Here is a 16,340-nt window from a genome sequence, read left to right as displayed (position 1 = left end):
TTCGGGAACGACTTTGCCTCCATTAAAGGAACTATCACTGGCGATGGACAAAGAACGATAATTCAAACAACCCTTCGGCCAAACCTGGGTTTGGTTTTCTTTTTCTACCTGATGGCTTTCCTTTTTTTATGTGAACTGTTTGAAATAAAAACAATGTTTAATGGAGCAAAGTCAGATATTTTACTGCTCCTTATATTCTTTGGACTTATCCTTTTTGGAATAATTCTCTTTATGACGAACGGGTTGAGAAATACGTTCGAAAAGGTTTTTCATTTGCGGAGTGGCCTTCAACAGAAAGTATTGTTTAAGCCTGGAAGAAGGTGAATTCCCGGCAGTTTTGAGTCACCGGTTATTGTCCAGGCTGACGCCGACCAGCCAATTTCCTCCGACCAGCTGATTCTTCCAACCAGCCAATTTCCTCCAACCTGCCGATTTCCTCCAACCTGCCGATTTACAACTTTGGCTTCACCGGGAAACACTTTTTATTTATTGTCAGTCACCTGTAGCTAAAATTTCCAATCAATTCGTCCTCCCCGGCAACAACTAAACTTCTAAACCACTAAACACCTAAACATTACCTATACTTCTCTCCTCCCGTAAACAGTAACGACGCGAGGCTCACATTAAAGTTGAATTCAACAAACGTTTCCTTCACGAGCGGATACGTACTGGTACCCCGCTGCCCTGCTTTGATGGCAAAATGATAGTGGTACAAATTGCTGCGGCTCGGAAGGGAAATGCCGGCAGTTCCTGCCACCGACACCACCTGCGTGCCATCGATGATCAGGTAGCTCTGATCGAGATTGACACCAACCGAGTACGTCGGACCATCCATATATCCGAAGATCGTTTTGCGCGGCTGGGTATAACTCAGCCCAGCGGAGTAATTGTTGGAATTGGTGGTCTGGAAACCGCTGCCCTTGTAATTCACGTCGTTCCAGTTCTGGCGGATATAATCTGCGCCGAATTTCCAGTTGTCGTTATACATCGTGAGTCCTGCTGACCACAGCGATGGATAGTCGAAATAGCCGTTCACCGATTCATCTTTCACCAACGTATTCCCCGATGCATCCGTTATCGAGTTGTCGATCGTCTGTGTCAGCCGCCGCTCCGGCTGATAGGTACCTCCCGCGATCCATTTCCACTTGCCCATCCTAAACTGGTACTGCGCGCCGGCATTGAAAACAAAATTGCCGTAATAGGTATTCTTGTCCACCGTCAGTGCACTGGAAACATCCGCATCAACAGTCTCTTTGCGGTTCACCGAGCCGGACAAATAAGTAAGGCTGAGGCCGAGGTTAAGGTGCTTTTTAATGCGCACCCCGTTGGAGAAAAAGAACTGGTTGAGCCCGCCCGTTCCATCGATCTTACTGGTCATTTTAGTATCGGTTCCGATAAGAAAACGACTACCCGAGGTCATATAGTCCACGGTGGAATATTTGCGCAGTCCGAATGCGGTGCCCCAGTTTTTGAAGAGGCTGAAGCCCATGGTAGCTTTCTGGATGGTAAAGTCACCCGCATTCACATTCTGCGTGCTGTTCACATAATTGGCAGTCTTCCCGCCAAAAGACAGTTCCATCATCATCCGGTTATGCGGCAGATAGCCGTAGCTCGCCGGGTTATTTTCATTCAGCGTTGTGATAGAAGGCATTGCCGCGCCAAGCCCGCCCATACCGTAGTAGCCATTGTAGTCGCGCAGTTGCACATCGCCGATGCCGTATGCCGAATAAATGGAATTGAGTCCATTCTGAGCATAAGAAAAGCCCGCAAAACACAGGAAGAAGCCCGCAAGGCACGCCCGAAGAATAAATCTTGCTGGCCGGGCCGATGTAGTTGTCACGCGATGGGTCACTGGTCTCATAATCTGTCAATTTTCACGCGATGCTTTTTCTCGCGATGGGGTTAAAGCCGGAACTCGTTTCCTGATATATTGGCGCTGCCTACCTACGCTAAAGCTCTAGTAGGCGCTGCGCGCCTTTCTCGCTATGGTGTACTTTTTTTCTCGCCAAGCACGCAAAGGAGCAAAGACGCAAAGAATATTTATGTTTTGTTTGTATAATTCCCGAGGTGCCGGTAAAATGTTGTTTATCGAATCAATTGTCCAATCGTTGATGTAGGTCCGAATCATATTTTCATTTACCGCAGGACTGCTGGTATCATTTTCACGTTTCCTCAAACCTCACTTTCATACGACCTACGATCTTTTGCATTTTCATGCCGCGTCTTCCTGCATAACCTGGTCCATTTCTCCTGTACTACTGCTTCCTTTATCCCAGCCATTACCTTCGCCTCATCCACCGCGCCGGATACGACCTTCTTCATTACTTCATGTAATACCAGCTGCCAATCATCCACACCAACTCATACTTAATCAATAACTTCCTCTCTGCGCCTTTGCTCCTTTGCGTGCTTGGCGAGAAAAAAATACACCCGCGTGAAAGGCGCGCAGCGCCTACTAGAGCTTTAGCGTAGGTAGACAGCGCCTGCCATATCATCATCAATGCAAACACCTCGCGCGAAACCCACCTACGCCAAGGCTTCAGCCTTCGCTATCGCTACGGCTGACAATGTCAGCGGGCAATGCACATTACTTATGATACACCAATAAAGAAAGCACCAGCCGCGAGCGATTCTCCGCCGCGAGCAAATCACCCGCGACCAAACGATGCAGCGTGCTATCTCCCCCTTCGCCGGCAATCACCAGCTTGGATGCCGAATAATCATCTGCCGTCAGCGCGCTCGTGATATAGCTGGTGATATCGTAGGTGTAGCGGGTATCCTTGCCGTAAACATTGTCGATAAACAGCGAGCCGTATTGTACACCGGCCGTCGTGGAAAGCGGTCCGTTCAGCGTCCCGTCTTCTTTCTGCTCATACAGCACCACTTTGGGTGGCAGCGGATAGCTCGTGAAAGAATTAAGCGCTGGTCGTAATTCTAGTTCCGCCCCCATCACTTTCACGAATGACGCTGCCTGCAGCAGCTGTTTGATGTCCGGGAATTTCAGCGTGGCGCGCACGCGGTTGGCTTCGAAGAGGAAGAACTGGTTGCGCGTATCGTTGGAGCGGACTTCGAGTTGTTTGTTCATCACGTCAATAGCGGTTCCTGCGAAATTCTGTTTGATCTGGTTGAAGCGGTGCGGGGAATAGTCTTTCTGAAAATCGATGGTCCTCGAGATATTGACCACATTGCGTTCGTGGTAGTGCAGGCGCATCGTGATACTGTCTTTGAATTGCAAAACCATGTTGCTTGCAGAAGAGTCGCCGGACAATTTCAGCCCCTTGAAATAGTCCTGGAATTTATCAAGGGAAATCACCGTGGCGCCACGTTCTCGGAGGAGTTCATAGAGTTCATTTCCCCAACTCTGGCTCAGGCGGATGTGGAGCGTATCGGTGGCTACCGGCCGGATCACCTCGCTGAAGCTTCCGAGCATTTCAGCAGTGGCGAGTGAAGAGGAATTGTAAAAAAGATTTTTGTCGTTCGTGATTGCCTGCGACAGGCGGTCTACCCGCAGGCGGTAGGGCTGGGTACTGTCACCACTCCACGAATGGGTGAGTTTCAAAATGAGTTCGAGGGAATCAAAGACAGCCGTGTTCGGAATATCTTCCCAAACCGGCAACGTATAACGAAAATAATGTGCAGCAAAAACAGAGCCTGTCACCGCGTCTTTCAGGTAACCTGCGGCAGCGTAGGGTTGTGATGACGTCACAAAAGAATCTACCCGTAGCGTGGTGAACGCGCCACCGAAGGTATCTACCTGGATCAGGTAGGGATTATCCGAAGGAGCGATCGTATCAATATACTGGCTGGTTTTGGAACACGCCGCCATTGCTGTAACGATCACGGCTGTCATCACTACCACTACTACTTTGCTGCTGCCTGGATCATTTGCCGTCCCCCTGGAAAATCGCATCATGCCTTCGGATTTGCGGCAAAGAACTTTCATCCATCAACAACCGATGTTTGCATTGCTACGAAATTGCAAGGCTTCGCTACATGCGCAGCGTAATTTCCGACATCTCTTCCGCTTAACAAGTCCTTAACCAAATCTGAAGCTTGTCGGCAAAAATGCGGACATGGTCGCGACAGTCTTTTTAGCTGCCGCTGTTTCCTCAAGTTTTGCGTAAAAATCAATAACACGTGAAAAGATTTACAGCAAGCCTCTTCCTGTGTGCATCGCTCTGGATGGCCGGATGCACCAAGAGTTCCAGCACAGATGATGATAAGATCGGCAACTGGGTGCGGCGCTCCGATTTCGAAGGCGTTGGCCGCAGTGAAGCCGTAACTGCCGTGCTGGGAGGCAAAGCTTATGTGGGCCTTGGCTATGATGGTACCAACCGCCTCAGCGATTTCTGGGAATATGATGGCACTGCAGATTTCTGGAAAAAGAAAGCGCCCTTCCCCGGTTCACCGCGCAACTCCGCCGTTGCCTTTGCTGCGAACAACCACATCTATGTGGGACTCGGCTATGACGGCGTCAACAACCTCAATGATTTCTGGTCTTATGACCCTGCGGAGGACAGCTGGTCACGGATTGCTGATTTCGGTGGCAGTGCGCGGTATGATGCCACGGCTTTCAGCATCAACAATGAAGGCTATGTGGTCGGCGGTTATGACGGCAACTACCTGAAAGATTTCTGGAAATATGATCCCGGCACCAATACCTGGGAACAGCTGGTAAGTCCCGGCGGCAGCAAACGCACCGCTTCCGTCGCTTTTGTGATCGGCAGCAAAGCCTATCTTACTACCGGCACCAACAACGGCGCCTACATCAACGACCTCTGGGAATATGATGCCGAACTCGACAAGTGGACCGAAAAAAGAAAGATCGCCAATATCAGCGACGACAGTTACGACGATGACTATGTGATCACCCGTGCGAATGCCGTCGCATTCACGATCGGGGGAAAAGGATATGTCACCACGGGCACCACCGGCGGACTCACCAGCAGCGTGTGGGAGTATGACCCTGCAACGGATGAGTGGACAGAAAAGACTGGCTTCGAAGGCACTGCCCGCGAAGGCGCGATCGCCTTTTCTATCAACGACCGCGGCTACGTGAGCACCGGCCGCAGCAGCAGCCTGCGCCTCGATGATCTCTGGGAGTTTTTCCCGGCTGCCGAGTACGATGAAAATGATTAGGAAATTGTTTAAAAGTTTGGATGTATAGGAGTTTAGAAGTCGGGCATCGCCTACGACATTGTTGCATGTACCGGCTCATTTCCTTTTTCGACTTTTCTCTTCAATGGTTATCCCACCCGGCGGATCAGTCCCGCCGGGTTTTTTGTGTACACTTCCGTTTTCGCCCACCGTCCTCCCACCGTCATTGTCAGCCGTCTTTGTCAGCTGAAGCGATAGCGGTGATGGGAGCTTTGGCGCAGGTAGTAACTTTAGTGAAAATGGGCAATTCATAAAACTGAGTGAAATGAGCCACCACACTGCGTTTCATAACCGTATGCGTAATACTCGTTTCCGTTAGTGTATTACCCGCTTAGCTGATGTCCTTCTAAAATACATTTCTTAAACGGGTAAACTTTGTGGAAGCTCCGCCAGCAAAATCCAGGGAACTTTGAAAGGAAAGGTCTTCCAGTCGGGCCGGTTAGTCGTTTAGTCCTTTAGTCATTTAGCCGGTTTAGCCGTTTAGCGTAGGCCTGCCTTGCCTTCGTACAATAACAGCATTTAACCGAATAATTTTTTGAAACACAGTCTGGTGGCTCATTTCACTCAAAAATATGAATTCCCCGATTTCAGAAAAGAAGCAACCTTCTACGCCAAGGCTACGAAGGTCAAGGCCCTTCTACGCTTAAGCTTCTACCTCCGCTAGCGCTACGGCAGACAAAGTCGGAGGGCAAAGCCAAGTTCGCCAAAGCAACGAAAGCCAAAGCCCTCCTTCGCAACAGTGAGTTCAACGCTTCAAACCACGGGCCGCTGGAAGCATTATAACGGACTTTGTCCTCCGGGCTTTTATATTTCCCATATAATAGGTTTCTTTATGAAAACCTTATCGCGATGGTGTATGTTTCGATCAGCGATCTCTCCTTGTTTCTGTTAGACATGGTTTCCCGGCTGGCGACCACGCTGCACGACAAAACAGTCACGCTCTCGATCGTCCGGGCAGATGAAGTTCCTTTTTTGTCCGTTGATGGTGATCCCGCTACACTGGCAGAAATCAGCCAATCCAACAGGTTGCCGTTCTCCCAAAACAGGTCATCACTTTTAATCCCACTCAACGCTGCCATCAACACGCCGCCACAAACAAACGCGACACTCCTTTCCGGGTCTGCCAGAATACCAGCTGCTTTCAAAGTGCCTTTGTTTTATGCCGAGATCCGAAAACGGCTCCAGGCGCACCTGACAGATGCCGACAGCCTCGTAACACTTACCAGGGTCTTTGATCCATCCAGTGCGCAATTCCTGAAAAAAGTGAATGAACTGATCGTTGCGCATATCCGTGATCCGCAATTCGACTGCATCCACCTCGCCGACGCACTTCACATCAGCCGGTCACAGCTCTTCCGCAGACTCAAATCCATCATCGGTCAGGCGCCGGCCACCTATATCAAAATCATCCGCCTGCAACAGGCCAAGAAATTGCTGGAGACGCAGGATTACCGCGTCAGTGAAGTTGCCCTCGCCACCGGGTTCGAATCAGCCAGCCATTTCACGAAAGTGTTTACCGAACAGTTCGGCATTAACCCTTCACTGGCTAAAAGAAACAGGCCACGCTTTTGAGATCAGCACCAGTGAGATCCGCTGCGTGTGCAACAAATGAACAATTAATTGCAACGGTTACGCTACCACTTCCCTGCTTCCGGCTCCTACCTTTAAGAAAAAAGTTTATGTACGACAATAACGCTATCCGCAGTTTTGCCAACCGGTACATCAATGCCCTGAATACCTTGCCCAAAACCAGGACCAGCCTCGATCTGTACATGACGGATCAGCACCTGATTGAACACATCCTTTTTTTCGAAAGCGTGTTTCCGCATTACCAGCTGCAGGTAGATGAACTGATTTGTGAAGGCAATAAATTCGTCATCCTCGCCCGGTTCCAGGGAAAACACGAAGGCGATTTCAACGGCCTCACCCCTACTTTCAAAAACGTGGAAATGCCCGTGGCTGTCCGTTACGAAGTGGTGGACGATAAAATCGTGAGTCACTGGCTGCTTGCCGACCAGATCACCCTCCTCGAACAACTGGGTGTTTCCGCTGCGCCGGCCGCTGTCTGACTTAAACAAAGCGCGCAGCGCTTCCCCTGCGTGCTTTGCTCCCTTGCGTACTTTGCGCGAAAACCGGGCATTGGGCGCACTTCAGCAAAAAGTCAAAAAGCGCCAGCGCCAAACCCTCTCGCGAAACACTCGTGTGCCATTCGTATAATCACTCACCTCTCGCGTGTAAGCTCACCGGCTTGCCGATGCTTCCGCGCGGAGATCACCGACTGCAGCAACACCGAAGCAGCCACAAAACTGATCCCCACATAGAAAGCGCCATTCACTTCCTTACCCTCCGCGAAAAACACGAAAGCCATGATGATCGCATAAATCGGCTCCAGGTTGAAACTCAGGTTGACAGTAAACGCCGGGATCCGTTTTAAAGACTCTGCAAAAAGTATATACAGACCTACAGTGCAGAAAAGCGACAACAACAACAACCAGATCGTGTCTTCCAAACCTGGGTACAATTGTGCGGCCGGGAAAAAATAGAGATACACCGGCATCAGCAACCCGAGTCCGATGGTGCCGCCGAGCATCTGGTAATAATTGATCAGCTTGCTGTCGTACCGCTTCACGAGCCGTTCGTTGTAAATCGTGTACAATGCGGCAAAGGCGGACGAGATCACCCCAAGGCCGATACCCAGTTGGTAATCCGCATCAAAATGGAAGATCAGCGCGATGCCCATCAGCGTCAGCAGGCTGAGCAGCAACTCTGACAACACAAACTTTTTCCTGTTGATGAGCGGCTCAAAGATTGCCGTGAAAAAACTCGTCAGGCTGTAGCAGATCACGCCGACGGATATATTCGCATATTTGATACTGCCGTAAAAAAAGACCCAGTGTATCGTGATCAACATGCCCACGCGGGCAATGTTCAGTTGCTCGCGTCCGGGTAGGCGCGTATTCACGTTAAAAAGGCGCACAATCAGCCACAGCCACACAAAAGAGAATGCCACGCGGTACCATACGAGTAGTCCCTCATTGAGACTGATCAGTTTTCCGAAAACGCCTGTAAATCCGGCCAGCAATACGGCCACATGCAAAAAGAGAAATGATTTTTTCATGATGAATTGTCCGTCGCCCCGCCGATCCGTTTAGATCCGGGACAACCAGTTTTAATACGCTTAAAAAGAAAAAAGCTGAAGCTGCATCGACCGCTCCAATCAAAGTCCGATTGGCGGTTACTTTGTCTGTTTTTCCACCGGCATTTCCCAACACCGGGGGCCTGCTTCAGCCAGCCATATTAAAATCCCTTTGGAGGGGACCAACTCATTCGACAATTCATGCAACAAGTGATTTTGCCAAATATAGGAAGAAACTTTTGGAATCCCACCCTGCTTAGTCCTGACGGAAGAGGTGTTGTTTTTAAAAAACGGGGGATTTACAAAACTCAGTGAAATGAGCCACCAGCCTATGTTTCACCAATTTAAACATTTGCAAACGGTTATCGAATATTTTACCAGGACAACCAGTACCAACATACTGCAATCGTTTATTAAACAGAAAAATTGCGTTTATTTTTCTGAAACGCAGTCTGGTGGCTGATTTCAGTAAATTTCACAAATTGCCCCAATCTCCAAAAGCACATACCCACGCCAAATGACAGCCCCGGGCAGCCAAACTTCAAACCGCAAACCCTCTTACAAAATATTATTCCTGTTCACCCTATCCATCAACATCTCCTTGTAATGTTCACTCACCGGGATCTCGAGCTCCCCGATCTTCACGAAACTCTTGTGGATCGATTCTACCCGTTGCAGGGATACTATATACGACTTATGCACGCGGAGGAAATCAAACGGCGCGAGCTTTTCCTCGAGGTGTTTCATGCTCATCCGGGTAATCACGGGTCGCTTGGTCGAATGCAGGTGGATCTTCACGTAGTCCTTATAACCTTCGATCATCAGCACATCATCCACCGCGATCTTCACGATATTGTATTCCACATTTACAAACAAATAACGCGGATCGTCAGCCCCTCCCATCGAACCTCCACCTGCACCTGCTCCTGCTCCGGAACCCGCAGTACCTGCTGCACCAGCAATGGTACCAGGCGTAGCAGCACGCGTTTTAAACAGGTCCAGCGCCTTCATGCAAGCTTCGAGGAAACGATCAAAGGGCACCGGCTTCACGAGATAATCGATCGCATGCACATTGTAACTCTCGAGGGCATAATGGTCGTAGGCAGTCAGGAAGATCACACCCGTTTTGCCTTTCAGGCTAGCAGCCAGCTGCATGCCCGAGAGTCCCGGCATCTGGATGTCCAGGAACACGAGATCAACAGGCGTCTCCTGGAGCAACCGCAGCACTTCCATCGCATTCCGCGCCGTTCCCACCAACTGCAGGAAAGGCACCTGCGAAACATTATCCACCAGGAGATCCAGGGCCAGCTGTTCATCATCTACGGCAATACATTTGAGCATCATGACAGGGTAATTTTTAAAGAGACACTGAATACGCCATCCTTATCGGAGATCAGCAGCGTGTGATCGCTGCCATACAACAGGTTCAGGCGGCGGCGCACATTCTGCAGGCCGATCCCGCTCGTGCGGTCGTCGGTGCGGCCATCGCCACGGCCTTCATTCCGGTTATCGAGCCTTTCCTCGCCGATCAGATCTACATTCGGCTCGTACTGGTTGTTCACCCGGAAATGCAATACGCCTTCATCACTCACCCGCAGCATCACGTCAATCAGCGGCCGGTTCATATAGGACGCGCTGTGTTTAAACGCATTTTCCACGAATGGGATCAATAACATCGGCTCGATATACCAGGGCGACTCCGGCACCTGCAGATCCACCTGCAGGTTCACATCATTGCCGAATCGCAAACTCTGCAATTCAATATAGCTGCGCAGGTATTCCACCTCGCGCGTCAGCAAAACCTTCTTCTCATCCGATTCATACAGCATGTACCGCATCAGCCCGCTCAGCCGCAACAGGCTCGGCTCCATGAGGTCCGATTTCTTGCGCGCCAGCGACACGAGATTATTCAGCACATTGAAGATAAAATGGGGACTGATCTGCGACCGCAGAAAAGACAGCTCCGTCTTCAGTCCCTCGTTCTCCTTTTCCTTCTGGTCCTTTTCGCCCCGCACCTTATCGACGATCAGCCGGTAGGCCAGGCTCCCCGCCTGCACGAATAAAAACGGAAAGATATTCAGCAGCAAAGGCATCGGGAAACGCATAAACGGCTCATGGAGGTTGGTCTTCAGCAACAAGGATACCCCCAGGGAAATCAGGGTAAAAAAGGCGATCTGGCAGAGAATGTAGGAAAAGATCTTCCGATTATAAACGAGTCTCGGGATCAGGTAATACGCATTCAGGTAGAAAAGCACGATCCACAACAGGTTCAGCCCCATCGCGAGATTGCTAAAGAACCCGGGATCCATTTTTCCTTTACCCTCAAATCCGCCCCGTCCGTGACGGTCCCGCTGCGGCCAATCCCGTTGCCCGGAATCCGGCGGCGGTTGAATTATATCACCCGAAGGTGCAATGGCGGAATCACGGCTTTCCCGGTCGCGCCAGTGTCGGGTCCGTTTGTCAGCATAATCGCGGTTGCCATGATCACTGTCGAAGCGGGGCCGCTCAAAACGGGTACTATCCGGACCGAAACGGGCGTCCCGTTGCTCTTCCAGGTAGGTCCGCATGATATACGGCAGGAACAGCGTGACCGTCCAGGTCAGGATATGGTAAAACACCACCGCCGTTTTAGACGTATACCATTGATTCTGCTGCATCCCGCAAATGTCTAAGAAAAGATGTTAAAACGGGCCTTTAAGCGACAAGGGGCCGCTTTACGGCTACCGGCCCGGGCTCGCGAGGCCTGGAGGCGCTGCGCTTTTCACGCTGGTGTATTTTTTTCTCGCAAAGGCGCCAAGGTGCAAAGGCGCGAAGATGGGGTCATCGCCGCTTTGACTGCAGTAGTGTTAGCGTAGGCAGTAGCATTAGCGTAGGCAGGCGATGCACGCCAGTTTTCACGCTGTTTTCTCGCTGTTTTTCACGCAAGTGCGCGAGCTACCTACGCTGAAGCTACGGTAGATGAAGCGCGCCCCGCAAAGGAGGCGCAAAAAAGTAGTTGGATAGTTGGGGTGGTATATTTTTTATCATTACAACACCTAAACAACACATCGAATTCTTTAAATGACTTGATTATTTTTTCATCGCCAGGTCACTTGCCGTCTTTGACTGCCGACTTTATCTGCCGAAGCGTTATTGAAACAGTCACTTTAACACAAACAGTTTGTATTAGGGTAGGCTGTAAGCAATGAAACTTACCATTTGCGCCTTTGCTCCTTTGCGGGGCGCCTGCGCCCTTGCGTGAATCCGTGCAACCAAGCCCCAATACAGCATTGCGTGAAAACATCGCACCTGCGATGCTCCGCGCGCTTTGCCTGCCTTCGCTAATGCTTCTGCCTCCGCTTCGCTTCGGCAGACAAAGTCAGCAGGCGAAGCCTACTGCTTCACGACCTTGCGCACCTCCACCCTATCGTCAAACACCGCCTTCAGCAAATAAACGCCCGCCGAAAACCGCGAGAGATCAAACGAATAGGTATTGCTCGCCGTACCGGAAGCAACTGATATGCGCGAAACCAGCGCCCCCTGGGCATTAAACAGCAACAAAGCTTTCAGGCCGGTCGGCTGCGGATAGAACTGCACCTGCGTGAGCCCATGCGTGGGATTGGGATACACCAGCATCCCCTTCGCCTTCAGGTTCGGGAATACCCGCACCTCGCGCAACTGGATATCATCGAGGTACACATTGTTCTCGAATCCGGCTGTATGCTTAAAGGCGACCAGGATCTGCCCCTTGCCCGCATACGGCGTGAGGTCCACCGAATCCTTCCGCCACTCACCGGGAGCCGGCACAAAATCAGCCTGCCGCCCGCCGGCAACGGTCACGAGGGTCGCGCCCCATTTCTTGTAGAGCGACGTATAGGTAGCGCCGCAATCCGTTGAAACGACCACTTCCAGCGTATCCCAGTTGTTGCCGGAAACGACCGGATCCGTATACGTGGCGGCCGCCACCTGGAAGCTTAAAAAGGCGGAATCGATGCCGGAAGATAAATCGAGTTGTGGCGGGCGGAGCCAGTCCACCGCACCGGGACGATCATATTCAAAGTTGTGCATGCGCACACTCGCAAATCCTGTTTTGCCCGCGCCGACGAACCGCTCCCAGCCCACGCGGCCATCGGGGTTCAGGGTATCCCAGGCGACCGGCGGGAACAGCAGGTCCTCAAAGCTTTCCGTAAAGCCGGTGGTCAGGGCCGGGTAGTACTGCACGGTGGACGTCAAAAAGTTATTAGCCGGATCGCCGTCGTCGGTGACGCCGTTCACGGACACGAGTTCCACATACACCGGGTGGATCCCCTGCAAAGCAGGTATAGCCGGCAGGCTCACCACCACGGAACCGAGACTGGGAATGGAACCGGTGAAATCAGCCGTTGTCCATTCCTCCTCTTCCGTTTTGTAGCGGATCACGGCGGCGGTGATCGTTTGGGTACCACGATTCCGCAGCTGCACCTGCAGCGCGATCGAAGGCGTACAGATCCGCTTGCTGTAACCGACAAAGCTGTACAGTTCGCCATCCAGCGGCACCAGGTTTACGGGCGCGCAGCCCTGGGACTGGGTCAGCGAGAGCCGGTACTGGGTCAGTGCCAGTTCCATCCGCGCGACCTGACCCGACGTAAAGCCGAGCAGGTCCACGTCATCCGTATAATCCAGGAAATTCTGGTACATGATGCCCGGCGCCGTAGTGGTACAGCCGTCGGTCACCACACCCACGCGGAAGCCATAGGTGGCCGCGCCCTGGTTCGGGGTATCGGCCACATCGTCGGAACCGGAGCAGCCGTCCTCATCGCCCCAGATATGGATCAGGTTGAAAAAATGTCCGCATTCGTGTACCAGTGTCTTGCCCTCGTTGTATTGGGGGTTGGTGGATCCGGGCATCGCGTCAGGATCCACCACCACCCCCTGGTTGTCGGGGTCGCCGTCATCGGGGAAACTGGAAAAGCCCAGGATCCCGTTGCTCAGGTTGGTAATCCAGATATTCAGGTATTGATCCGTATCCCAGGCCGCGCTGCCGCCTTTAGACGGATCCTTCATGTCGTTGGTGCCACTTTCGTATTGCGCAATATTGGTGGTCTTCCGCACGATGCCCGTGGCAGGCAATCCATCGGGACCGCGTTGCGCTAAACAGAAAGAGAAATTCGTACTGGCGAGGCGGCTTTTGAAACCGGCCAGCACATTGCGCTGATCGTTCTCGCCGGCAAAACATTTGTTCAGGGTATCCAGCTGCGCCATGATGGTCGCGTCGCTTACACTGGCAGGATTCTGAAGCACGATATGAAAGACGACCGGGATCGAATAGATCGCGGCGCCACTCAGGCGGTCAGCAGAAGGACGGTCCGCCGCGGCGCGGGAGGCCCGTTCGCGGACTACCTTTTCCACCTTATTCCGGAACGCTTCGCGCCCGGACAAAAACCGACGGCGAAAATTCTCATCCTTCGCGAAATGGGCTTTTAAACGGGTATCAGCGGCACAGCGGTTGATGCGCGCGGGTATGCGTTGACTGCCCTGGGAAAACACCGGGCCGGGCAGGGCGAGCAGGGCCATCGTGGCCAGGAGAGAACAGAGGGTCAGGAGAGTCGGTAAGCGCTTAAACATGAAATGGAAAGTAGTAAGCCAAAGTACTACTTTCCATTCAAAAGCGATATAGACCGCGACTTAGTTGCGCAGGTATGCGACAACTTTTTCGCGCAGACTTTCACTGAGCGGGACCATCGGCAGCCGCAGGTTATTTTCTATGAGTCCCAGTTCGCTTAAAAACGCCTTCACGCCGGACGGGTTGTTCTCGGCAAACAGCAGGTAATACGCTTCCAGGAGGGTGTCGTTAATTTCTTTCGCCTTGCCAAAATCGAAGGCCAGCCCGGCGCGCACCATATCGGTGAATTTGCGGGGCAGGCAGTTGGCCGCCACGCTGATGACGCCGTCCATGCCGCAGCTCATCTGGGGCATCACGAGATCGTCGTCGCCGCTTACCACTAAAAAATGCTCCGGGCGATCCTTCAGGATCTGCATGCACTGCACCATGTTGTTGGCTGCTTCCTTGATGCCCCCGATATTGGGCACTTCGTGGGCGAGGCGCAGCGTGGTGGCCGCTTCCATGTTCCGGCCCGTGCGGCCCGGCACATTGTACAGGATGATGGGCTTCGGCGACGCTTCCGCGAGGGCCTTATAGTGCAGGAAGATCCCTTCCTGGGAGGGTTTGTTGTAATAGGGACTCGCGCTGAGGATAGCCGTAGCTTTTTCCAGCGGGTAATGGTGCAGGTCGTGGATCAGTTCCTGGGTATTGTTGCCCCCCACACCGGCCACCACCGGCACGCGGCCGTCCACCTTTTCGTAGGTGAATTGCAGGATATCGATCTTTTCTTCCTTGCTCAGCGTCGGCGTTTCGCCGGTGGTGCCGAGGGAGACGACGTATTCCACGCCGTTCTTGATCACGTAATTGATGAGGGTCTCGAGAGCGAAGAAGTCAATTTTACCACTGGCGTTAAAGGGAGTGACGAGGGCAACACCAGTACCACGGAGCGTTTGTCGGAGCGACATGTATCTAAAGAATTTTGAATTTGAAATTATTAAACAGATCACCAGGTCTCATCATAGGTGTATGATGAGGGACTGGCCTCCTTTGCTTTTCCACAGGTGGTCCTGACAAAAATCAGGTTTTGGAGTGGAAAAGCTTCGAAGGCCTAAGCAGGCAACTCATCCCAGAAGCCCATTTTGCTGAACTTGGAAATACGTTGCCTAACCCGCTCTTCTGCGGGGACCTGTTTTATTTCGGCGAGAGTTTCCTTGATCACCTGTTTAAGGTTGCTGGCAGCTTCGTCGTAGTTCCAGTGGGCGCCGCCGAATGGTTCGGGCACCACTTTGTCGACGAGACCGAAGGAGCTCATATAGTCGGAAGTGAGTTTCAGTTCTTCGGCAGCCTTTTCTTTCTGGTCCCACGAGCGCCAGAGGATGGAGGAGCAGTTTTCGGGGGAGATCACCGTGTACCAGGCGTTTTCCAGCATGAGTACCCTGTCTCCTACCCCGATACCGAGCGCGCCGCCGGAGGCCCCTTCGCCGATGATCACGCAGATCACGGGCACTTTGAGGCGCATCATTTCGTAGATATTGCGGGCGATCGCTTCGCCCTGGCCGCGTTCTTCGGCTTCCATGCCGGGGTAGGCGCCGGGCGTATCGATCAGGGTGACGATCGGCTTGTTGAATTTCTCTGCCAGGCGCATGAGGCGCAGCGCCTTCCTATACCCTTCCGGGTTGGCCATGCCGAAGTTGCGGAGCTGGCGCATTTTGGTGTTGATGCCTTTTTGCTGGCCGATGAACATGACAGTCTCCCCATCCAGCGACGCGAAACCGCCGACCATGGCTTTATCGTCGCGTACGTTGCGGTCGCCGTGGAGTTCGATGAAGTTGTGGGTCATCTTCTGGATATACTTCATCGTATAGGGGCGGTCCGGGTGCCGGCTGAGCTGAACCTTTTGCCAGGAAGTGAGGTGCGAGGTGATGTCCTTACGTTTTTCGATCACCTGTTGTTCGAGGTCAGCGATGACCTGGCTGACGTCGAGTTTGGTGTTCTTCTCGGCGGAGGTTTTGAATTTCTCTATTTCGTCGAACAGTTCTTTGATGGGTCTTTCGAATTCCAGGAATTGTCTGTTCTTGTTTTCAGGCATTGGTCAATAGGTCTTAGTAAACGTTGAGTCTATTGGGTAGACTGTTTTGGTTGAACGGTGTAAAATTAAGGGTTGAAAAAAATTTGAGAAAAGATTTTGTTTGAAGGGTTTAATGCCCTTATCTTTGCCATCCAATTTTGAACAAGGGGTCTGGAAATCAGGCCACTAAGCTCAGAAAAAGGATCGGTAGTTCAGTCGGTTAGAATGCCGCCCTGTCACGGCGGAGGTCGCGGGTTCGAGTCCCGTCCGGTCCGCTTTCGCAAGAAGAATTGCTTCAGCGGATAAGATCCGCAAGAAAAGGATCACCAGCAATGGTGATCCTTTTTTGTTTATTCAAATCAACCGAAAATCAAGCACACGATTTCAACACTTCTATTTGCCTTGCTGTTTGTCCGGGA

General features: G+C 52.0%; 12 protein-coding genes and 1 tRNA gene. 4 read left to right on the top strand and 9 right to left on the bottom strand.

The window, feature by feature from the left end:
- Positions 1–574: 574 nt before the first annotated feature.
- From bamG to FPE01S_RS16255, 3 genes are all read right to left on the bottom strand, one after another.
- Positions 575–1,861, bottom strand: coding sequence for a BamG family beta-barrel-assembly machinery protein (gene bamG / locus FPE01S_RS16260; protein WP_157474065.1), 1,287 nt, complete (start codon positions 1,859–1,861; stop codon positions 575–577).
- A gap of 311 nt (positions 1,862–2,172) precedes the next feature.
- On the bottom strand, positions 2,173–2,322 hold the full coding sequence (locus tag FPE01S_RS25930) for a hypothetical protein (protein ID WP_157474064.1): 150 nt from the start codon (positions 2,320–2,322) through the stop codon (positions 2,173–2,175).
- A gap of 265 nt (positions 2,323–2,587) precedes the next feature.
- The gene (locus FPE01S_RS16255; RefSeq protein WP_169749183.1) at positions 2,588–3,913 is read right to left on the bottom strand and encodes a DUF4270 family protein; all 1,326 of its coding nucleotides are present in this window, start codon (positions 3,911–3,913) and stop codon (positions 2,588–2,590) included.
- 224 nt (positions 3,914–4,137) lie between these two features.
- Between FPE01S_RS16255 and FPE01S_RS16250 the strand changes: the two genes are divergently transcribed.
- The 3 genes from FPE01S_RS16250 (at position 4,138) to FPE01S_RS16240 (ending at position 7,226) form a co-directional block, all read left to right on the top strand.
- A complete protein-coding gene (locus FPE01S_RS16250) occupies positions 4,138–5,139 on the top strand; it encodes a Kelch repeat-containing protein (RefSeq protein WP_052955909.1) in 1,002 nt (333 codons plus the stop codon).
- 867 nt (positions 5,140–6,006) lie between these two features.
- Positions 6,007–6,729 (top strand): helix-turn-helix transcriptional regulator, encoded by a 723-nt coding sequence (locus FPE01S_RS16245; RefSeq protein WP_046370112.1) that lies wholly within the window; start codon positions 6,007–6,009, stop codon positions 6,727–6,729.
- Positions 6,730–6,836: 107 nt separating this feature from the next.
- A complete protein-coding gene (locus FPE01S_RS16240; protein WP_052955907.1) occupies positions 6,837–7,226 on the top strand; it encodes an ester cyclase in 390 nt (129 codons plus the stop codon).
- Between the two features lie 152 nt (positions 7,227–7,378).
- Here FPE01S_RS16240 and FPE01S_RS16235 read toward each other — a convergent pair whose 3' ends face one another.
- The 6 genes from FPE01S_RS16235 to FPE01S_RS16205 all read right to left on the bottom strand — a co-directional run bounded on the left by FPE01S_RS16235 (position 7,379) and on the right by FPE01S_RS16205 (position 15,942).
- Entirely contained in the window at positions 7,379–8,275 is an 897-nt protein-coding gene (locus FPE01S_RS16235) for a DMT family transporter (protein WP_046370111.1), read from the bottom strand.
- Between the two features lie 576 nt (positions 8,276–8,851).
- Entirely contained in the window at positions 8,852–9,637 is a 786-nt protein-coding gene (locus tag FPE01S_RS16225; RefSeq protein WP_052955906.1) for a LytR/AlgR family response regulator transcription factor, read from the bottom strand.
- Positions 9,634–10,950 carry a sensor histidine kinase gene (locus FPE01S_RS16220; protein ID WP_052955904.1) on the bottom strand — a complete coding sequence of 439 codons (1,317 nt, stop codon included), beginning with the start codon at positions 10,948–10,950 and terminating at the stop codon, positions 9,634–9,636. Before FPE01S_RS16220 ends, FPE01S_RS16225 begins: the two co-directional genes overlap by 4 nt.
- 715 nt (positions 10,951–11,665) lie before the next feature.
- A complete protein-coding gene (locus tag FPE01S_RS16215) occupies positions 11,666–13,876 on the bottom strand; it encodes a M43 family zinc metalloprotease (protein ID WP_052955902.1) in 2,211 nt (736 codons plus the stop codon).
- Positions 13,877–13,936: 60 nt separating this feature from the next.
- On the bottom strand, positions 13,937–14,818 hold the full coding sequence (gene dapA / locus FPE01S_RS16210) for a 4-hydroxy-tetrahydrodipicolinate synthase (RefSeq protein WP_046370109.1): 882 nt from the start codon (positions 14,816–14,818) through the stop codon (positions 13,937–13,939).
- A 143-nt stretch (positions 14,819–14,961) separates the two neighbouring features.
- On the bottom strand, positions 14,962–15,942 hold the full coding sequence (locus FPE01S_RS16205; RefSeq protein ID WP_046370108.1) for an acetyl-CoA carboxylase carboxyltransferase subunit alpha: 981 nt from the start codon (positions 15,940–15,942) through the stop codon (positions 14,962–14,964).
- Between the two features lie 180 nt (positions 15,943–16,122).
- Between FPE01S_RS16205 and FPE01S_RS16200 the strand changes: the two genes are divergently transcribed.
- A tRNA-Asp gene (locus FPE01S_RS16200) sits at positions 16,123–16,196 on the top strand.
- Positions 16,197–16,340: the final 144 nt, after the last annotated feature.

Source organism: Flavihumibacter petaseus NBRC 106054 (genome assembly GCF_000974785.1).
GTDB lineage: Bacteria > Bacteroidota > Bacteroidia > Chitinophagales > Chitinophagaceae > Flavihumibacter > Flavihumibacter petaseus.
Note: the sequence above shows the minus strand (reverse complement) of the source record. Positions and strands in the feature narration are given on the sequence as shown.